This is a genomic window from Pseudoxanthomonas sp. LjRoot127 (genome assembly GCF_964253495.1).
In the GTDB taxonomy this organism is placed as follows: Bacteria; Pseudomonadota; Gammaproteobacteria; order Xanthomonadales; family Xanthomonadaceae; genus Pseudoxanthomonas_A.
Window position 1 is genome coordinate 1,941,951 of record NZ_CAXUQR020000001.1, and the last position, 18,001, is coordinate 1,959,951.

At 67.3% G+C, this 18,001-nt stretch carries 15 protein-coding genes and 1 tRNA gene; 13 read left to right on the forward strand and 3 right to left on the reverse strand.

Annotated features, from left to right (window positions below; translation table 11 throughout):
* The first annotated feature begins 9 nt into the window (after positions 1-9).
* The 7 genes from def (at position 10) to ACSQ19_RS09060 (ending at position 7,323) form a co-directional block, all read left to right on the forward strand.
* A complete protein-coding gene (gene def, locus ACSQ19_RS09030; RefSeq protein WP_296279162.1) occupies positions 10-522 on the forward strand; it encodes a peptide deformylase in 513 nt (170 codons plus the stop codon).
* 75 nt (positions 523-597) lie between these two features.
* The gene (gene fmt / locus ACSQ19_RS09035; protein ID WP_435996402.1) at positions 598-1,518 is read left to right on the forward strand and encodes a methionyl-tRNA formyltransferase; all 921 of its coding nucleotides are present in this window, start codon (positions 598-600) and stop codon (positions 1,516-1,518) included.
* A complete protein-coding gene (gene rsmB / locus ACSQ19_RS09040) occupies positions 1,515-2,810 on the forward strand; it encodes a 16S rRNA (cytosine(967)-C(5))-methyltransferase RsmB (protein WP_435996404.1) in 1,296 nt (431 codons plus the stop codon). Before fmt ends, rsmB begins: the two co-directional genes overlap by 4 nt.
* Positions 2,811-3,015: 205 nt before the next feature.
* A complete protein-coding gene (locus ACSQ19_RS09045; protein ID WP_435996406.1) occupies positions 3,016-4,266 on the forward strand; it encodes an O-antigen ligase family protein in 1,251 nt (416 codons plus the stop codon).
* A 98-nt stretch (positions 4,267-4,364) separates the two neighbouring features.
* Positions 4,365-5,441, forward strand: a complete 1,077-nt coding sequence (locus ACSQ19_RS09050) for a glycosyltransferase (RefSeq protein ID WP_435996408.1) — start codon at positions 4,365-4,367, stop codon at positions 5,439-5,441.
* A 38-nt stretch (positions 5,442-5,479) separates the two neighbouring features.
* A complete protein-coding gene (locus ACSQ19_RS09055) occupies positions 5,480-6,295 on the forward strand; it encodes a glycosyltransferase family 2 protein (RefSeq protein ID WP_299344210.1) in 816 nt (271 codons plus the stop codon).
* Positions 6,295-7,323: a CDP-glycerol glycerophosphotransferase family protein gene (locus tag ACSQ19_RS09060; RefSeq protein ID WP_435996411.1), complete on the forward strand. Its 1,029-nt coding sequence runs from the start codon at positions 6,295-6,297 to the stop codon at positions 7,321-7,323. The genes ACSQ19_RS09055 and ACSQ19_RS09060 overlap by 1 nt, the downstream gene beginning before the upstream one ends.
* 91 nt (positions 7,324-7,414) lie before the next feature.
* On the opposite strand, the gene ACSQ19_RS09065 is transcribed toward ACSQ19_RS09060, so the two are convergent.
* The 3 genes from ACSQ19_RS09065 to ACSQ19_RS09075 all read right to left on the reverse strand — a co-directional run bounded on the left by ACSQ19_RS09065 (position 7,415) and on the right by ACSQ19_RS09075 (position 10,426).
* Positions 7,415-8,941 carry a PH domain-containing protein gene (locus tag ACSQ19_RS09065; protein WP_435996413.1) on the reverse strand — a complete coding sequence of 509 codons (1,527 nt, stop codon included), beginning with the start codon at positions 8,939-8,941 and terminating at the stop codon, positions 7,415-7,417.
* Entirely contained in the window at positions 8,941-9,447 is a 507-nt protein-coding gene (locus ACSQ19_RS09070) for a PH domain-containing protein (RefSeq protein ID WP_296279170.1), read from the reverse strand. The genes ACSQ19_RS09065 and ACSQ19_RS09070 overlap by 1 nt, the downstream gene beginning before the upstream one ends.
* A gap of 79 nt (positions 9,448-9,526) precedes the next feature.
* Positions 9,527-10,426, reverse strand: a complete 900-nt coding sequence (locus tag ACSQ19_RS09075) for a lauroyl acyltransferase (RefSeq protein WP_435996415.1) — start codon at positions 10,424-10,426, stop codon at positions 9,527-9,529.
* A 92-nt stretch (positions 10,427-10,518) separates the two neighbouring features.
* Here ACSQ19_RS09075 and dtd point away from each other — a divergent pair, with 92 nt between their 5' ends.
* From dtd to ACSQ19_RS09105, 6 genes are all read left to right on the forward strand, one after another.
* A complete protein-coding gene (gene dtd, locus ACSQ19_RS09080; RefSeq protein WP_435996417.1) occupies positions 10,519-10,959 on the forward strand; it encodes a D-aminoacyl-tRNA deacylase in 441 nt (146 codons plus the stop codon).
* Positions 10,960-11,058: 99 nt separating this feature from the next.
* Positions 11,059-12,912: an RNA polymerase sigma factor RpoD gene (gene rpoD, locus ACSQ19_RS09085; protein WP_296279173.1), complete on the forward strand. Its 1,854-nt coding sequence runs from the start codon at positions 11,059-11,061 to the stop codon at positions 12,910-12,912.
* A gap of 172 nt (positions 12,913-13,084) precedes the next feature.
* Complete coding sequence (locus ACSQ19_RS09090; protein WP_435996420.1) at positions 13,085-14,611, forward strand: glucan biosynthesis protein; 1,527 nt, start codon at positions 13,085-13,087, stop codon at positions 14,609-14,611.
* Complete coding sequence (gene mdoH / locus ACSQ19_RS09095) at positions 14,599-16,542, forward strand: glucans biosynthesis glucosyltransferase MdoH (RefSeq protein ID WP_435996422.1); 1,944 nt, start codon at positions 14,599-14,601, stop codon at positions 16,540-16,542. Before ACSQ19_RS09090 ends, mdoH begins: the two co-directional genes overlap by 13 nt.
* Positions 16,533-16,608, forward strand: a tRNA-Ile gene (locus ACSQ19_RS09100). The genes mdoH and ACSQ19_RS09100 overlap by 10 nt, the downstream gene beginning before the upstream one ends.
* Positions 16,609-16,785: 177 nt before the next feature.
* Positions 16,786-18,000, forward strand: coding sequence for a tyrosine-type recombinase/integrase (locus ACSQ19_RS09105; protein WP_435996424.1), 1,215 nt, complete (start codon positions 16,786-16,788; stop codon positions 17,998-18,000).
* Position 18,001: the final 1 nt, after the last annotated feature.

Here is an 18,001-nt window from a genome sequence, read left to right on the forward strand (position 1 = left end):
AGACGTACCATGGCCCTGCTTCCCATCCTCGAATTCCCCGATCCGCGCCTGCGGACCAAGGCCGCGCCGGTCGATGCCGGATATGTGACGACGCCCGCTTTCCAGCGCCTGCTCGACGACATGTTCGAAACCATGTACGACGCGCCCGGCATCGGCCTGGCCGCCAGCCAGGTGGACGTGCACCAGCGCTTCATGGTGATCGACATCAGCGAAGAGAAGAACCAGCCGCAGGTCTTCATCAACCCCGAGCTGAGCGACAAGGCTGGCGAGCAGGTCTACCAGGAAGGCTGCCTGTCCGTGCCCGGCATCTTCGCCGACGTCACCCGTGCCGACGAGGTGACGGTGCGCTTCCTCGACCGGCAGGGCCAGCCGCAGGAGCTGCGTGCCGACGGCTTGCTGGCGGTCTGCATCCAGCACGAGATGGATCACCTGGACGGCAAGCTGTTCGTCGACTACCTCTCGCCGCTGAAGCGCGAGATGGTGCGCAAGAAGCTGGCCAAGCAGCGCAAGCACGTCGCCTGACGTGCGCGTGCGGCGGGACCGGATGACCGGGCTGTCCCCGCCGGCTCCCCTCTCCCTTCCAGAAGCCTGCCCCCCATGAGAATCGTCTTCGCCGGCACGCCGGCGTTCGCCGTGCCCTGTCTCCGCGCGGCGCATGCCCACCATGAAGTCGTCGCCGTCTACACACAGCCCGACCGGCCTGCCGGCCGCGGCCGCGGACTGACGCCCTCGCCGGTGAAGCTGGAGGCGATACAGCGCGGCATCCCGGTGCTGCAGCCGTTGTCGCTGAAGAAGAAATCCACCCAGGATGCGCTGCGCGAGATGCAGCCTGACGTGATGATCGTCGTGGCCTACGGCCTTATCCTGCCGCAGGCGGTGCTCGACATTCCGCAGTACGGGTGCTGGAACGTCCATGCGTCGCTGCTGCCCCGCTGGCGGGGTGCGGCGCCGATCCAGCGCGCGATCGAGGCCGGCGACGACGAGACCGGCGTCTGCCTGATGCAGATGGAGGCCGGTCTGGATACAGGGCCGGTGCTGCTGGCGCAAAGCCTGCCCATTGGACCTGACGACACCGGCGGCCAGCTGCACGACCGGCTTTCCGACCTGGGCGCGCAGGTGCTTCGCGATGCGCTGGGGTTGTTGCGTGCCGGGATCCGGCTTCCGCCGCACCCGCAGTCCGACGTGGGCATCGAGTATGCGCGCAAGTTGGACAAGGCCGAGGCGAAGCTGGACTGGGCGCAGCCCGCCGACGTGCTGGCGCGCAAGGTGCGCGCGTTCAGCCCGTGGCCCGTCGCCGAAGCACAGGTCGCCGGGGAGCGTCTGCGCATCCATGGTGCCGTGCCCGTCGACCACGGGCATGCCGCAGCCCCCGGGACCTTGCTGGCCGCGAACAGGCAGGGTCTGGACATCGCCTGTGGCACGGGCGTGCTGCGCCTGCGCGTCGTCCAGCGGGAAGGCGGCAAGGCCATCACCGCGGCGGACTACCTCAACGCGCGGCGCGACCTGGTGGCCTCATGACGACCCAGGCCGGCGTCGCGGTGCGGGTCATCGCGACCCGCGTCGTGGACGCCGTGATGCATCGGGGTCGCTCGCTGAAGGCCGAGCTCGCCGCGAACCTGCCCCGCATCGAGGATGCGCGCGACCGCGCGCTGCTGGAGGCGATCTGCTTCGCTGCCCTGCGCTCGCGCGTGCGCGGCGAGGCGGCGATCGCGGCCTGGATGAGCAAGCCCCCGGGACCAGCCGACAGCGAGCTGCGCGCGCTGTTGCACGTGGGGTTCGCGCAACTGGTGGTGATGGCACTGCCCGCGCATGCCGCACTGTCCGCCACGGTGGAAGCCGTGCGGGCGTTGGGGCGACCGCACCAGGACAAGCTGGTGAATGCGCTGCTGCGGCGCGCGCAGCGCGAAGGCTTGCCGACGGTGCCTGCCGACGCGGCCTGGCCCGCCTGGTTGCGGCGGCACGTACGCACGGACTGGCCGCAGCAGGCCGACGCGATCTTCGCCGCCAGCCAGTGCGAGGCGCCCCTGTGGCTGCGGGTGAACCGCCGGCACGGCACGCGCGAGGCGTATCGGGGGCGGCTTCAGGATGCCGGCATCGCGGCCGAGACCGCCGACGGCGTGGCGGATGCCCTCCTGTTGCGGGCGCCCGTCGCGGCCACCACGTTGCCCGGCTTTGCCGAGGGCCATGTGTCGGTGCAGGACGGTGCCGCCCAGCGTGTGGCGGATCTGTTCCACGATCTGCCGGCCGGTGCGCGCGTGCTGGACCTGTGCGCAGCCCCCGGTGGCAAGTCCGCGCATCTGCTCGAACGCGATCCATCGCTGCAGCTCGTGGCGCTGGATATCGATGCGCGCCGCCTGCAGCGGGTGCGCGAAACACTGGAGCGCGTGGGCGTGAGTGCACGCCTGCACGCAGCCGATGGTGCCGATCCGGCGTCGTGGTGGGATGGACAACCGTTTGACGCCGTGCTGCTCGATGCGCCCTGCTCCGCCACGGGTATCGTCCGGCGCCAACCTGATGTCCTGCTGCACCGCCGTGCGGAGGACATGGTGGCATTGACCGGCCTGCAGGCGCGCCTGCTCGACGCGGCATGGCAGGTGCTGCGCCCGGGCGGCCGGCTGGTCTACGCCACCTGCTCGCTGCTGCGAATGGAAAATGCAGAGCAACTCGCGTCGTTCAGGGCAAGGCATGCCGATGCCGCGATGGAGGCACTGGGTGACGCGTGGGGTCGCGCCGATGATGGTGGCAGGCAGCGGCTTCCGGGCGAGCAGGACATGGACGGGTTCTTCTATGCCGCACTGCGGAAAGCGTGAGCCCGGTTGCAGGACGTCGCATATCACCCGCGCGTCGTTGCAGGGGTGTGCCGTGAAGGCGCGCGGCTGACGCATACTTGCGCACCGCGGGCGGTTCGAGTGTCGCGCGGTCGCGGCACGAACGTGCCGCGATGGCGGTCGCGCCCGCGACAGTGCGGAGACCGCCGCCTTGATCGTCACGTCGAAATGCGCAGGACCGGAAGCTATGCAGGACAGGAGTGAACGTCGACAGGAGGTCGCGCGCGGGCTGACATGGCTGGCCGGCTTCGCCGCTACCGCCTTGCTTGTCGTGCCCAAGGGCCTGTCCGTGTTCGCCGCTCTGATGTTCCTCGCCACGTTGCTGGCGCTGCCGGACGCGCTGCGCGATCGGCGCGCCGTGCCGCGTGCCGTGTATGCGCTGCTCGCCGTCGCGGTGTTCGTGATCGCCGTCGCTGCCACGTCGATGTGGCGAGGCGATGCGCGGCTGGCCGAACTGGACAACCCATCGCGCACCTTGCTGCTGCCATGGTGCGCCTGGCTGGCCTGGGTAACGCGCGTGCGCCTGTCCGGCCTGTGGTACGGCGCCTTGGTCGGGCTGCTGGTCGCATCCGCCGTATCGATCGCGCAGTCGGCGTTGGGCGTGGATCGGGCAGGCAGTGACGCCAACCCGATCGTGTTCGCCAATGCCGTGTTGGCGCTGTCGGTGGTCGCGGTGTTCTGCAGGCCCGCGGACGAGCGGGGAAGGATGCGCCTGCTGGTGCTGGCGGCCATCGTACTGGCCAATGTCGCGGTCACCCTGAGCGGCAGCCGCGGCGTGTTGCCGGGTCTGGGACTGGTGGTGCTGATGTGGCTGGTGGGCACGGCGCCGCGCCGTCGCTGGTGGCGGCTCGGCGGCGCGGCCGTCGTGCTGGCGGCGCTTTTCGTCGCGATGTGGACGGTGCCGTGGTTGTCCACCCAGTTCCGTCTGGATCAATTGCACGCGGACGTGGCCGGCCTTTCCCAGGGACAGGTGGACAAGCCCATCAGCGCGCGTATCGCCCTGCTGTCGGTGGCCTGGGACGCGTTTCGCGAAGCGCCGCTCACGGGGACCGGCATCGGCGGGTTCGCCGAGCGGATCGATGACAGCCGGTACTGCCTGGGACGAGAGCGGCATTTCTGCGGACTGGAGCACGCGCACAACGACATCGCCCAGTGGGGGGCGACGATGGGCGTGTTCGGTATCGCAGCACTGGCCGCGCTGTACCTGGTGCCCCTGCTGATCGCTGCGCGCCAGATCCGGCAGGCCCGGCTCGACCGGCCGCGCGGCGCGCCCTGGACCGCAGGCATGCTGGCAGCGACCTATCTGGTGTCCGGCCTGACCCAGTCGATGTTTTCCCACGCCCTGAGCACCAGCGCCTTCGTGGTGCTGGCTGGGTTGCTGCTGGGCAGTGGGATGGTGGCGTCACGGGGCTTGAGCGAAACCCGTTCACATTCGTGAATTCAGGTGAAACGTACCGCGGCCGTGCTTGATGGCTCTCACAATCGAGTCATGGAGCGATTTCTAGAATCGGCGCTCCACCGCCTCTCTTTTCTCCAATGCCGCACGTGAACCTGATCGGTTGGGACAACGGTGTCGGCCTGAGCCGCGATCTCCGTCTCATCGAACAGGCACTGCGAGACGCCGGCTATCGGGTCAGCCTGCAGCCGGCGCGCGGCCGCGGCAAGCTGAGGAAGTGGTTCGGCCCCTGGTTGCAGCGGGCTCGTCTTGCCGGACGGCGCCTGGTCGGCGCAGAGCGGTTCGACCTGAACATCATGCTCGAGCACGTGGCCCCCGAGTACCTGCAGTCCGCGGCCCGCAATGCCTTCATTCCGAATCCGGAATGGTGCCTGCCGCGCGACGTGCGGCGCCTGCGTCGCGTCGATGGCGTGATGACGAAGACCCGCCATGCCGAGCAGATCTTCCGTAATCGGGGTGCGGCCATCGCACCCATCGGGTTCACAAGCAGCGATCGCCATCTCCACCACGTGGAAAGACAGTGCACCTTCCTGCACTTGGCCGGGCGCAGCAGCGCCAAGCGCACGCGCGTGGTGCTCGAGACATGGGCGCGGCACCCCGAATGGCCCACGCTGACGGTGGTACAGCATCCGCGCATGGCGGACATCCGGCCACGGGCGTCGAACATCGTGCATCGCGTGGACTACCTGGCGGACGCCGAGCTGCGCGAGTTGCAGAACGCAAATCTCTTCCACCTGTGTCCCTCGGAAACCGAAGGCTTCGGCCACTACATCGTGGAGGCGCTCAGCGTGGGTGCCGTCGTGCTGACGACCGACGCCGCGCCGATGAACGAACTGGTCACCGAAGAGCGCGGCGTGCTGATCCCGTACTCGCACACGGATCGCCAGCATCTGGCCACGCGCTACCTGGTGGATGCGCAGGCCCTGGAGGCGGCGGTCTCCACCGTGTTGGCGATGGACGATGCGGCGATCCAGGCGAAACAGCAGGCGGCACGCGCGTTCTTCCTGGACAACGATGCCGTGTTCCGCACCCGACTGGTGGAGGCGGTGGCGGCGATGGTCGGCCAGCCGCGAAGCGCGGGCGCCCGGGGCCACCATGCGGCGGTCCTGGAGGCTTGTCCAGCGCAGGAACCCGCCCTGCCGGTCGCGCAGGCCTGAGGCCGCCACGCCGCGGACCGCGCGGGTAGAATCGGCGGATGCCTCTTCTTCCCGTTTCCCTCGTCGTCATCACCCACAACGAGGCCTCGAACATCGCGCGCTGCCTGGACAGCGTGCCTTTCGCCGCGGACAAGCTGGTGGTCGACAGCGGCAGCGAGGACGAGACGGTCGCGGTTGCCGAAGCGCATGGTGCGCGCGTGGTGCACCAGCCCTGGCTGGGCTTCGGACCCCAGCGCAACTTCGCCGACACCCGGGCCATCCATGACTGGGTGCTGGTACTGGATGCGGACGAATTCCTTTCCCCCGAACTGGCTGCCCAGCTCGAGGCCGGTTTGCCCGCGCTGATGGCGTCCGACAAGGCCGGCGCCTGGTTGCGGCGACGAACCTGGCTGATGGGCGCGCCGATGCGCTGGTATCGCCCGATGGTGGGCGAGCGCATGGCGCGGCTGTACCACCGGGGGCGTGCGCGCTGGAGCGATGCGCGCGTGCATGAATCGCTGCGCTTCGACGGCGAAGCGCTGGAGTTCACTGCGCCGTTCAACCACGCCGACAACCCCAGCTTGGTGCACAAGCAGTTGAAGGTGCTGCGCTACAGCGAGCTGAAGGCGCTGGACTGGAACGACAAGGGGCGCCCGGTGCGGATGTGGCTGGCGCCACTGGTGTACCTGGCCAGTTTCATCAAGGACTATCTGGTGCGGCTGGCGTTCCTGGATGGCTGGCGCGGCTTCATCATCGCGCAGACCGCCGCCAGCTACGCCGTGTACAAGCGCATGCGCTATTACGAAATGCAGCACAACCCCGCATCGATCGATGCCGCACACCGCAAGCTCGTCCGACACGAACTGGAACGCTGATGGCCAAGCATTACCTCCTCTACGGCTCGGAGCGCTACGCGCTCGCCATCCTGCGGCCGCTGCAGGACGCGATCCGCGCCCGCGGCGGCGAAGCCGCGTGGTTCTTCGACGGTCCCGGCGCGGAAGACCTGAGGCCGGACGAGAAACTGCTGGCCACCACGGAAGAGGTCCGGCGCTGGAACGCCATCGCCGTGATCACCGGCAGCAACGCGGTGCCGCACTTCTTCCCGGGCGTGAAGGTCGAAACCTTCCATGGCTTCGATGCCGGCAAGCCGCGGCACATCTACATCCGCGGCTTCTTCGATCTCTATTGCACCACCGGGCCGAACGATACGCGCGCGTTCTCCGAGATCGCCGCGCGCGTCGGCCACTTCAAGGTGGTCGAGACCGGCTGGCCGAAGATCGATCCCTTCATGCAGGAGATCGCCGGTGGCGTGCCGCCGGTGCGCGAACCGCCCGTCATCCTGTACCACTCGACGTTCTCGCCGTCATGGAGCGCGGCCGAGACGCTGTACGAGGAAGTGAAGCGGCTGTCGCGCAGCGGCGAATGGCGCTGGATCGTGACCTTCCATCCGAAGATGAATCCGGACACCGTCGCGAAGTTCCGCGCGCTGCAGAACGACCACCTCCGGTTCGCCGACGACGACAACATCCTCGACCTGTTCCCGCAGGCGGACATGATGTGTTCCGATACCTCGTCGGCGCTGAACGAGTTCCTGTTGACCCACAAGCCGGTGGTGACCTTCAAGAACCGCCGCCCCGGGCCGCAGCTGATCGATATCGATGACGCGGCGCAGTTCGAGCCCGCGATCCGTTGCGCGCTGGCCCGGCCGCCGGAACTGATGCAGGCCATCGTCGACTATGCGGACAGCATCCACCCGTATCGCGACGGGCGCTCCAGCGAACGGGTGCTGGACGCCATCGATGCCTTCATCGCTGCCGGCGCACGGAATCCGCGCCCGAAGCCGATGAACCTGTGGCGCAAGCTGAAGATCCGGCGTCGGATAGGCTACTGGGGGCCGGCGTGAGCGAAGCTGCCGGCTGCCACCGCGCAGCGGCATCGCAAGCACCCTGGGGCTCGCCATCAGGGCGCATGTCGCAGCGCCCGAGATAGCTCCATCACCAGCGCATGCGATGCGCGGCCAGCGTGTCGCGTAGCTGCCGGTAAACGCTCTCGGCGTCACGCACAGGCACGAAGCGCAACGCCAGCGGTGCGGCGATCCCGTTCGCGCCTGCCGTGTCCAGCCAGAGCGTCGCCGTGCCGCAGGCATGGTCCAGCGGCGAGCGCGACAAGCGCAGCGCCTGCAGTTTGTCGATTTCGGCGAAGCGCCAGTAGCGCGACCACCAGCCACTGCGCACGGCCACCAACTGGTCGTCCAGCGACCAGCCCATGCGCTGTGCCTGCCTGCGTGCGGCATGCCCGGCGAAGAGGATCCATGCCAGCCCCAGCCACGCCCACCCGCCGAGATGCCAGGCGGCGACACCGGTCGCCGGCAACAGGACCGCCAGCGAGGGCAACCACAGGCGCCAGCGCGCAGAGGCATCCACCGGCTGCCAGTCGTCGCGTGGCCATGGCGCGCGGGGCAGCAGGTGGCCGATCAGTGCGTCGCATGCGTCGGGGGTCGCAACCGGCGCGATGTCCTTCAGGGCGCGTGTGTCCTGCCCCGACTTGTCCGCGACGGCCGTATCGATGCGTAGCGAGCGTCGACGGAACAGGCGATGCAGGACGCCTTCGTGCAGGGTCCACGCCTGTATCCGCCGTCGCGCCACGCTTGTGCGCAGGCGAGCGAACAGGCCACGCTCCACCATCAGCCTGCGCGGCTCCTCGGTCAGCCGGAATCCGTGGAACTGCGACAGCGCCAGCGCGACCGAGAGCAGGCGTACCAGCGCCAGTGCGATGCCGATCAGGGCGACGCCGCCGGCCGCGCCCGTCAGCCAGCCCAGGTGCAGCTCCTCGGCATAACCGTAGGCCTGCCGCGCGCCTTGCCGGAAAAACTGCTCGATCATCCGCTCCGGCAGGATCTGCCACGCGGCACCGAATCCGGCGGCCACGACGATCATGCCGCGATTGGAGATAAGTCCCAGACGGATGACGTCCAGCGTCGACAGGGAAAGCAGCGTGGTGCCTTCGCGGGGCGCTGCCGCTTCCGGTTCGGACGACGCGGGCGCGGTCCCATGCGCCTGGTGTCGCACCAGGTCCTCCAGCGCCAGCGCGTCGCGAAGGCCGAGCACGCGCATCTGCGCCTCCGGCTTCTGCCCGCCCGCCGACTCCAGCCGGACTTCGGCGACACCGAACAGGCGGTGCAGCAGGGACTGGTGTACGACCACGTTGTGGATGCGCGAGAACGGAATTTCGCGGCGCGAGCGATGCAGCAGGCCTTCCCGCACCGTCAGGCCGTCGCGTCCGATGGTGTAGCGGTAGGTGAAGTACTGCAGGATCGCCAGCACGACCAGCACCGTGATGCCGATGACGGGTGCGAACGAGGCCCAAAGCTCGCCGTCGCCACTGCTCTTGCGCGCACCGAACACCAGCAGCGCGACCAGCGGGAAGATGAACTGCTTGAGCTGCTGCAGCAGCACGAAGAGCCACGACCACGGATGCAGTCGGCGTTCGTCCGGCGCGGCGCCCGGGATGGCGTCGTCCATCACAGGGCGTCGTCGTGGTCGACCTGGGTGGCCAGGCGCTCGCGCAGGCGTTCCGCGTCGTCCGCATCCAGTCCGGAGACCGTGACGGCGGCCATGCGCGTGCCGGCCGTGTGAACCACGAGCGTGGACAGGCGGGCGTTGCGTTCCAGCGGTCCGCGTTTCAGGTCGAGATGCTGCACGCGCGAAATCGGCACGTGCGTTTCGCTCTGCCACCAGTTGCCGCGGCGCACGGCGAATCCCCGGTCATCCAGCCGCCAGCGCGTGCGGCGATGCCGCTTCACCGCCACCCAGGCGCCCAACCCCGCGCCGGCCAGCGCGGCCACGGGGACCGCCAGCCACGGCGACACCATGTCGGTGGCGCGCGACAGGAAGAACGCCGGGAAGCCGAACGGGAACAGCAGCGCCGCGCCGCCAAGGGCGGCGAGCCACGCGCCGCGGGTGGGCAGGGCCTGCCAGTCGGGGGATGGCGCAGCGTCGATCGCGGGCGTGTCCATGGGGTGGCTCATGCAGCAGGCGCATCCTCTTCGCGCGAACGTAGGCGAGGGGATGCGGTGCATCGCGCGTCATGCCATCCCCGGGTCCGGCTCAGCGGTAAGGATTGTCCTCGCCGCTGCCCGGTGGCCGCAGCGTATAGCGTTTGTAAGTCCACTGGTACTGCGCGGGATCGCGCCGGGCGATTCGCTCGACGGTTTCGTTGAGTGCGGTGACGGCGGCGACCGGATCCGCGTCGGCGATCGCCGGCGGTGCCGGCTCCACATGCAGTGAGAAGTCCGGCCCGGGGCCGATCCGTTCGCACCAGGCGAACAGCACGGTCGCGCCGGTGCGCTCGGCGAGCCGCGATACCAGCGTCATCGTCAGCGCGGGGGTGCCGAAGAAAGGGGCGAACTCGCCATCGCCGGCTTTCGGTTGCTGGTCGGGCAGGATGCCGACGGCGCCGCCTTCTTTCAGGACCTTCCACAACTGCCGCACCGCCGGGCCCTCGGCACGCACCTGGCGGATGTTGTCCGCGCCGCGAACGCGCAGCAGGAAGGCGTCGCCCACTGGCGACGCCGGGGGGCGGTACACGATGGCGAGCGGGCCGCGCGAGGCCAGCCACTGGTTGAGCAACTCCCAGTTGCCGAAGTGCGGCGCCGCCACGATCACTCCCTTGCCGCTGGCCAGTGCTGCGTCGTACAGCGCCTCTCCGTGGCGTTCGCGCAGGCGGGCGAGGTTGTCGGCGGGCGTCCGGGTCCAGAAGCGGAGCGTTTCCAGCGCCTGGCGCGCGGTGGTCCGTAGGATCGCCTGGTGCAGGTCCTCGCGCTGGCTGGGCAGCAGGTCGGGATAAGCGATCTCCAGGTTGCGGCGCGCGACGCGACTTTCGCGCGCGTCCGCCTTCCGCCAGACCCACGCCATCGCATCCCCCAGCGCGCGCAGCCACGGCCAGGGGAGGCGCCCGACCAGGGCGGCGGCGTGGTAGCCAAGGGCGGCGTAGGTGTCCGGTTTCATCCGCCGAGTGTAGCCAACCCGCGCGACCCGGCTTCTGATGGCCGCGCATGTCCCGCTATCCTGCCCGCTGCTTCGACCCCGGACTTACGCCCATGCTTTCCCTGATCCAGCGCGTGACGCAGGCGACCGTGACCGTCGACGACGCGGTCGTCGGCGCGATCGAAGGGGGCTTGCTGGCGTTGGTGGCGGTAGAGCCCGGCGACACCGAGACCCAGATCGCGCGCATGGCCGAGCGGTTGCTGGGCTACCGCATCTTCGCCGACGACGCGGGGCGGATGAACCGCTCCCTCGCCGACACCGGAGGAGGCCTCCTGCTGGTCAGCCAGTTCACGCTGGCCGCCGACACCCGGTCGGGCATGCGTCCCAGCTTCACCACTGCCGCCCCGCCCGCCGAGGCTGAACAGGGATTCAACCGGTTGGTGTCGATCTGTCGCCAACGGCATGCGGGAAGGGTGGAAACGGGGCGTTTCGGCGCCCATATGGTGATCAGCCTCGTCAATGACGGGCCCGTGACCTTCCTGCTGCGTCCCTGACGTTCCTTCCTTACCAAGGGTGGGCTTCAGGAACGGAAGCCGGCCCGGGCTGGTATAATACGGGGTTCTCCCTTCCTTACTCCCGGTGGCGCAACCTCCATGGCCAACGAACGTCCTGCCCAGCAGTCCGACATCAAGCTCTTGATCAGCAAGGGCCTGGAGCAGGGCTATCTGACTTACGCCGAAGTCAACGACCACCTCCCCGACGACATCGTCGACCCGGAGCAGATCGAAGACATCATCGGCATGATCAACGGCATGGGCATCGATGTCCATGAAGTCGCGCCCGATGCAGAGACGCTGCTGCTCGCCGACGGCAATACCGGCAACCGCGAAGTCGACGAGACCGCGGCGGAAGAAGCCGCCGCGGCGCTGACCTCGCTCGATACCGAAGGTGGCCGCACCACCGACCCGGTGCGCATGTACATGCGCGAGATGGGCACCGTCGAACTGCTGACCCGCGAAGGCGAAATCGCCATCGCCAAGCGCATCGAGGAAGGCCTGGGCCAGGTGCAGGCGTCGCTGGGCAACTTCCCGTGGTCGATCGAACTGCTGCTGGAAGAATACGAACTGCACAAGGCAGGCAAGAAGCGCCTGGCCGAAGTGGTCGTCGGCTTCAACGACATCGAGGAGCCGGCTGAAGAAGTGCCGGCCGCCGAAGAAGTGGTCGAAGCGGCGGACGACGATGCCGATGACGACGATGCCGGCGACGACACCGCCGAGGAAGCGGCCCCCACGGGTCCCGATCCCGAGGAAGTCGCCCGTCGCATGCAGGTGCTGGCCGACGGCTATGCCAAGTTCAAGAAGTCGTATGCGAAGAACGGCGCCGACAACAAGGCGGTCGTCAAGCTGCGCACCGAGCTGGGCGAAACCTTCGTCACCCTGAAGCTGCCGCTGCCGCTGACCGACACGCTGGTGCGCAAGCTGCGCGAAGTCGTGGCCCAGGTGAAGGACCACGAGCGTCGCGTGCTGCACCTGTGCGCCAATGTCGCCAAGATGCCGCGCAAGGAATTCCTGCGCGCCTGGGAAGGCAACCAGACCAACCTCGGTTGGGTGGACGAAGTGCTGAAGCGCAAGCAAAAGTGGTCGTCCGGCCTGCGCGACGTACGCGAGCAGATCGTCGCCGAGCAGGAGGCCACCATCGCCGTCGAGCAGGCGATGCACCTGACGCTGGCCGACATCAAGGACATCAGCCGCGCGATGGCCTACGGCGAAGCCAAGGCACGCAAGGCCAAGAAGGAAATGGTCGAGGCCAACCTGCGCCTGGTGATCTCCATCGCCAAGAAGTACACCAACCGCGGCCTGCAGTTCCTCGACCTGATCCAGGAAGGCAACATCGGCCTGATGAAGGCGGTGGACAAGTTCGAGTACCGCCGCGGCTACAAGTTCTCGACGTACGCGACCTGGTGGATCCGCCAGGCGATCACCCGCTCGATCGCCGACCAGGCCCGCACCATCCGCATCCCGGTGCACATGATCGAGACGATCAACAAGCTCAACCGCATTTCCCGCCAGATGCTCCAGCAGTACGGCCGCGAGGCCACGCCGGAGGAGCTGGCCAAGGAAATGGACATGCCCGAGGACAAGATCCGCAAGGTCATGAAGATCGCGAAGGAACCGATCTCCATGGAAACCCCGATCGGCGACGACGAGGATTCGCACCTGGGCGATTTCATCGAGGACACCAACGTGGAGTCCCCGATCGAGAACACCACCAACATCAATCTGTCGGAAACGGTCCGCGACGTGCTTGCTGGCCTGACCCCGCGGGAAGCCAAGGTGCTGCGGATGCGTTTCGGCATCGACATGAATACCGACCACACCCTCGAGGAAGTCGGCAAGCAGTTCGACGTCACCCGCGAGCGCATCCGCCAGATAGAAGCGAAGGCGTTGCGCAAGCTGCGCCACCCGTCGCGCTCGGAACAGCTGCGCAGTTTCCTCGATATCGACTGACGCGAGGGACGCGGCGTTTGCACCAACGAAGCGCGGCCCTTGATGGGCCGCGTTTCTTTTTGGTGCGACGAGATGCGCCAGCGACGTCGTGCGTTCTCATCGTCATCACGCGACCGTCGTTATGCTGTCGCGACCCCACGAGTCAGACTTTCGCGTGCAGCGACGGGACGCCATGAAATCCGTCCTTGCCATCGCGTTGCTGGGCACCATGCCCCGCGTGATGGCGCAGGCCACCCGAGCAGCGGACACCGCCGCGACCCCCGCACGATTTGATCTGGAAACGGTTCCACGCCTGGCGCGCGCGCTGGCGCGGCAGCCGTATCACGCCCCTGACGCCCAGCTGCCTGCGTCGCTGGACACCGGTTACGACGCATACCGCGATCTGCGTTTCGATCAAGCGCAGGCGATCTGGCGAAAGGAGGGCCTGCCCTTCCAGTTGCAGATGTTCCATCGCGGCTTCCTGTTCAAGCAGCGCGTCGACCTGCATCGCGTGCACGACGGTGTCGCCACGCCCATCGCCTATTCGCCTGACCTGTTCGCGTTCCCGCCCGGTGTCGATCCGGGCATGCGGGACGACATCGGCTTCGCCGGGTTCCGCGTGCATACGCCACTGAATAAGCCCGGCGTGTACGACGAACTGATCGCGTTCCTGGGGGCCAGCTATTTCCGCGCACTGGGAAAGGGGCATGCCTACGGTCTGTCGGCGCGCGGCCTGGCGCTGGGCAGCGGCGACGCCGGGGAGGAAGAGTTCCCACTGTTCCGTGCGTTCTGGATCGAACAACCCGCGCCCGGTGCGCGTCTTCTGGTCGTGCACGCGCTGCTCGACAGCCCCAGCATCGCCGGTGCGTTCCGTTTCGAGATCCTGCCGGGCGACGAGACCGTCATCGACGTGCAATCGCGCCTGTTTCCCCGCGTCGATCTCCCCCGTGCGGGCATTGCGCCGCTGACCAGCATGTTCGAGTTCGACGCCGGCGATCGCGTCGGTACCGACGACTATCGGCCTGCGGTGCACGACTCCGACGGACTGGCGATCCTCAACGGCCGAGGCGACCAGATCTGGCGGCCCTTGAGCAATCCGCGGCGCGTGCAGATCAGTGCCTTCGCCGATGCGGGTCCGCGTGGTTTCGGCCTGATGCAGCGAAAGCGCGGGTTCGCCGACTATGCGGACATCGAGGCGCGCTACCACCAGCGCCCCAGCCTGTGGATCGAGCCACGCGGCGACTGGGGCAAGGGCGCGGTGACGCTGGTCGAAATTCCCACCGGCGACGAATACCACGACAACATCGTCGCCTTCTGGCGCCCGGAGCAGCCGCTGCGCGCCGGCCGTGAGCATCGTTTCGACTATCGCATGCACTGGTGCGATGCGCATCGCTGGAAAGCCGACCTGGCCATCGTCGCCGATACCCGCATCGGTGCCGCGCCGGATCCGGCACGGCGCCTGGTGGTGCTCGATCTCGAAGGGGGGCGCCTTGCCTCGCTGCCGCGCGATGTCCGGCTGACGCCCGACGTCTGGTCCGCCCGTGGCGAAGTGGTCGGCGCGGTGGTGTATCCGAATCCCGAGACGCAGGGGTGGCGCCTCAGTTTCGAGTTCCGCCCGCAAACGCAACGTGGGGACGACCGCGACGTCGAGTTGCATGCGCGCGTCCTCGAGGGCCACGCGCCGCTGTCCGAAACCTGGCTGTATCGATGGAGCCCGTGACCATGCACGATGCACACTCGCCGTCGCCTTCCTGGCTGCCGCCGGAATCGCCGTTGCCCATGCCGGTGCAGGATCTGCGCAATGGCCGCCTGTCTTCGCGCCGCCTGCTGACGTCGCCCTGCGGGATCGCCTGGCGCCGCGCAGGGGTGATGGGCATGGCGGTCGCGATGACGCTGTTCGCCACCTACCAGATCTGGTGGGTGCTGCGGGGAGACGGCATCAGCATGCTGGAGGGCGTACTGCTGGCGCTCTTCGTCGCCTTGTTCGCCTGGATCGCCCTGTCGTTCTCCAGTGCGCTGGCAGGATTCGCGTTGCTGCTGTCGAAGCGTCCGCACCCGCTCGGCATCGACGAGGGTCACCGGCCATCGCTGACGACACGCACGGCACTGCTCGTGCCCACGTACAACGAAGACCCGCAGCGGGTGCTGGCCGGCGTGCAGGCGATGCATGAATCGTTGGTGGATACCGGTCAGTCCGCTTGCTTCGACTTCTTCATCCTCAGCGACACCACAGACGAGGATGTGCGACGGAAAGAGGTCGTGGCCGTGCACGCGTTGCGGCATCGCCTGGGCCCGGACGCGCGCGTCTTCTATCGGCGCCGGGAGAAGAACACCGAACGGAAGGCCGGCAACATCGCAGACTGGGTACGCCGCTTCGGCAGCGCGTATCCGCATCTGCTGATCCTGGATGCGGACAGCCTGATGACCGGCGAGACGCTGGTGAGGCTGTCGGCGGCAATGGAACGCGAGCCGATGCTCGCCCTCATCCAGACGCTGCCGATGATCGTCAACGGGCGCACGTTCTTCGCACGCATGCAGCAGTTCGCCGGGCGCGTCTACGGTCCCGTGGCGGCGCACGGCATCGCATGGTGGCATGGGGCGGAGGGCAACTACTGGGGCCACAACGCCATGATCCGCACGGCCGCCTTCGCGCGCCACGCGGGCCTGCCCCGGTTGGGGGGTGGCAAGCCGTTCGAAGGCGCCGTGCTTAGCCACGACTTCGTCGAAGCCGCACTGCTGCGTCGCGGTGGCTGGGCGGTGCACATGGTGCCCGGCATGGGCGGCAGCTTCGAAGAAGGACCGCCGTCGCTGATCGACATGCTCGTTCGCGATCGCCGCTGGTGCCAGGGCAACCTGCAGCATGGCGCCGTGCTGCCCGCGCGTGGTCTCCATTGGATCAGCCGAATGCACCTGATGGTGGGAATCGGCCACTACGCCACGGCGCCCATGTGGGCCATGCTGATGCTGGTGGGTCTGGCGATCCCGCTGCAGCAGGCGGGTTTCCACTTGTCGCAACCGCAGCTCGACGGATTCACGCCCGCGCTCTACTGGCGTGGCGGTGATCCCGAGCGTTTCCTGTGGGTCTTTTACCTGACCATGGCGGTGCTGCTGGCGCCGAAGGTCATGGGGTGCATCGCCACGATGCTCGATGCGCCGTTGCGTCGGCAGTGCGGCGGTGCGCTGCGCATCGCCGGCAGCGCGCTGCTGGAGACGATGATGGCGGCCCTGATGGCGCCCGTGACCATGTACGTGCAATCGCGGGGCGTGGCCGAAGTGCTGGCCGGGCGCGACTCCGGGTGGGAAACGCAACGTCGCGATGACGGCAGCGTGCCGCTCGCGGGACTGGTGCGCCGCTACGCCGGCCTAAGCGTGTTCGGTGCCTTCAGTGGCGTGCTTGCGTACCTGGTGTCACCGGCGTTGGCCGCATGGATGGCCCCGGTGGTGATGGGCATGGTGCTTTCCGTGCCGCTCAACCTGTTGACGGCATCGCCCTCGCTCGGCGACCGCTTGCGCAGGGCAGGCTGGCTGCGCACCCCCGAAGAAGCCGCGCCGCCCACGATCCTCGCGCGTGCGCTCGAGCTCCGCACGCCGTTCGTCGAGGCACCGTCCCCTACCGCCTCCGGTACAATTCCGGCGGCGGAGGGCCTATAGCTCAATGGTTAGAGCAGAGGACTCATAATCCTTTGGTTCCAGGTTCGAGTCCTGGTGGGCCCACCAAAAAGCAGTCCGAGAAAGTCCAGATTCGTCCGGTACCCGCTAGAAAATAGAGGAAATTGGACGAGCGCGCGTCCGGCTCCTTCCAGAGATGTCCAGTTGCATCCAGGATAAAAGCGAGTCAGGCTGTGAGTCATAGAGCGATAGACTGTTGCTCTGACTCACCAATGACTGACTCACATGCTTACGGATACTAAGCTGCGCGCGCTGAAGCCCAAGGAAGCCTCCCATCGGGTGGCCGATTCCAATGGTCTGTGTATTGAGGTCCGCCCCACAGGCGCGAAAGTGTGGCGCTACCGTTACCGCTATGCGGGTAAGCCAAGCATCGTGACGATTGGCGAGTATCCCGCGATGTCTCTAATGCGGGCACGTGCTGAACGTGACCAGCTGCGCTCACTACTCAAGGGCGGGGCCAATCCGGCCCAGGTCGCTCGAGCAGAGCGAGCCGTGCAGGCTGAGCGGGTGAACAGCACGTTCGGGGCTATCGCACTGGAGTTGTTGGCGAAGCGAGCGAAGGAAGGGCTCAGTCCAGGATCTGTGAAGCGAGAGCGGCGCCTGATCGAGAAGGATCTGGCGTCAATTTTTGATACGCCCATTGCTGATGTCAGCGCCCCTATCCTCTTGGTAGCTCTGCGCAAGATGGAGCAGAGGGGCGTCGTGGAGACCGCACATCGGGCTCGCTCTCACGCTGGACGAGTCTTCCGTTATGCGATTGCTACCGGGAGGGCCCAGCGAAACCCCGCAGACGACCTCGCTGGCGCACTTGAGCAGCCACAGACCAAGCACTTCGCAAGCCTGACCGAACCTGAGCGAATTGGTGAGCTTTTGCGTGCGCTGTGGGCCTACCAAGGCTCGCCAGTGACCTGTGCGGCCCTCAAGCTCGCTCCTATGCTTTTCGTTCGTCCTGGTGAGCTGCGGCAGGCCAAATGGGCGGACATCGATTTGGATGTCGGCGAGTGGCGCTACGTCACCAGTAAGACCAAGACTGCGCACATCGTTCCCCTATCCACACAAGCTGCTGCCGTGCTGGAGGAACTCTGGCCATTGACGAAGCGTAGTGTCTACGTGTTCCCAGGAGTACGTAGCTCTGACCGACCTATGAGCGAGAACACTGTTAATGCGGCCCTTCGCAACTTGGGATTTGATGGCGAAACGATTGTTGGCCACGGTTTTCGTGCGATGGCACGCACCGTGTTAGATGAAGTCCTCAGGTTTCGTCCGGACTACATCGAGCACCAACTAGCGCATGCTGTGCGTGATCCACTGGGGCGCGCGTACAACCGCACGGCACATCTGCCGGAACGCAAGAAGATGATGCAGGGTTGGGCCGACTATCTGGATAGCTTGCGGAATTCTGAGAGAAAAGTTGCGCCAATTCGCAAGAAGGTTGCGTGAG

Bases quoted from the DNA above. Each gene is read 5' to 3' on its own strand.
- def (WP_296279162.1), top strand. From the start codon at position 10: ATGGCCCTGCTTCCCATCCTCGAATTCCCCGATCCGCGCCTGCGGACC.
- fmt (WP_435996402.1), top strand. From the start codon at position 598: ATGAGAATCGTCTTCGCCGGCACGCCGGCGTTCGCCGTGCCCTGTCTC.
- rsmB (WP_435996404.1), top strand. From the start codon at position 1,515: ATGACGACCCAGGCCGGCGTCGCGGTGCGGGTCATCGCGACCCGCGTC.
- ACSQ19_RS09045 (WP_435996406.1), top strand. From the start codon at position 3,016: ATGCAGGACAGGAGTGAACGTCGACAGGAGGTCGCGCGCGGGCTGACA.
- ACSQ19_RS09050 (WP_435996408.1), top strand. From the start codon at position 4,365: ATGCCGCACGTGAACCTGATCGGTTGGGACAACGGTGTCGGCCTGAGC.
- ACSQ19_RS09055 (WP_299344210.1), top strand. From the start codon at position 5,480: ATGCCTCTTCTTCCCGTTTCCCTCGTCGTCATCACCCACAACGAGGCC.
- ACSQ19_RS09060 (WP_435996411.1), top strand. From the start codon at position 6,295: ATGGCCAAGCATTACCTCCTCTACGGCTCGGAGCGCTACGCGCTCGCC.
- ACSQ19_RS09065 (WP_435996413.1), bottom strand. From the start codon at position 8,941: ATGGACGACGCCATCCCGGGCGCCGCGCCGGACGAACGCCGACTGCAT.
- ACSQ19_RS09070 (WP_296279170.1), bottom strand. From the start codon at position 9,447: ATGAGCCACCCCATGGACACGCCCGCGATCGACGCTGCGCCATCCCCC.
- ACSQ19_RS09075 (WP_435996415.1), bottom strand. From the start codon at position 10,426: ATGAAACCGGACACCTACGCCGCCCTTGGCTACCACGCCGCCGCCCTG.
- dtd (WP_435996417.1), top strand. From the start codon at position 10,519: ATGCTTTCCCTGATCCAGCGCGTGACGCAGGCGACCGTGACCGTCGAC.
- rpoD (WP_296279173.1), top strand. From the start codon at position 11,059: ATGGCCAACGAACGTCCTGCCCAGCAGTCCGACATCAAGCTCTTGATC.
- ACSQ19_RS09090 (WP_435996420.1), top strand. From the start codon at position 13,085: ATGAAATCCGTCCTTGCCATCGCGTTGCTGGGCACCATGCCCCGCGTG.
- mdoH (WP_435996422.1), top strand. From the start codon at position 14,599: ATGGAGCCCGTGACCATGCACGATGCACACTCGCCGTCGCCTTCCTGG.
- ACSQ19_RS09105 (WP_435996424.1), top strand. From the start codon at position 16,786: ATGCTTACGGATACTAAGCTGCGCGCGCTGAAGCCCAAGGAAGCCTCC.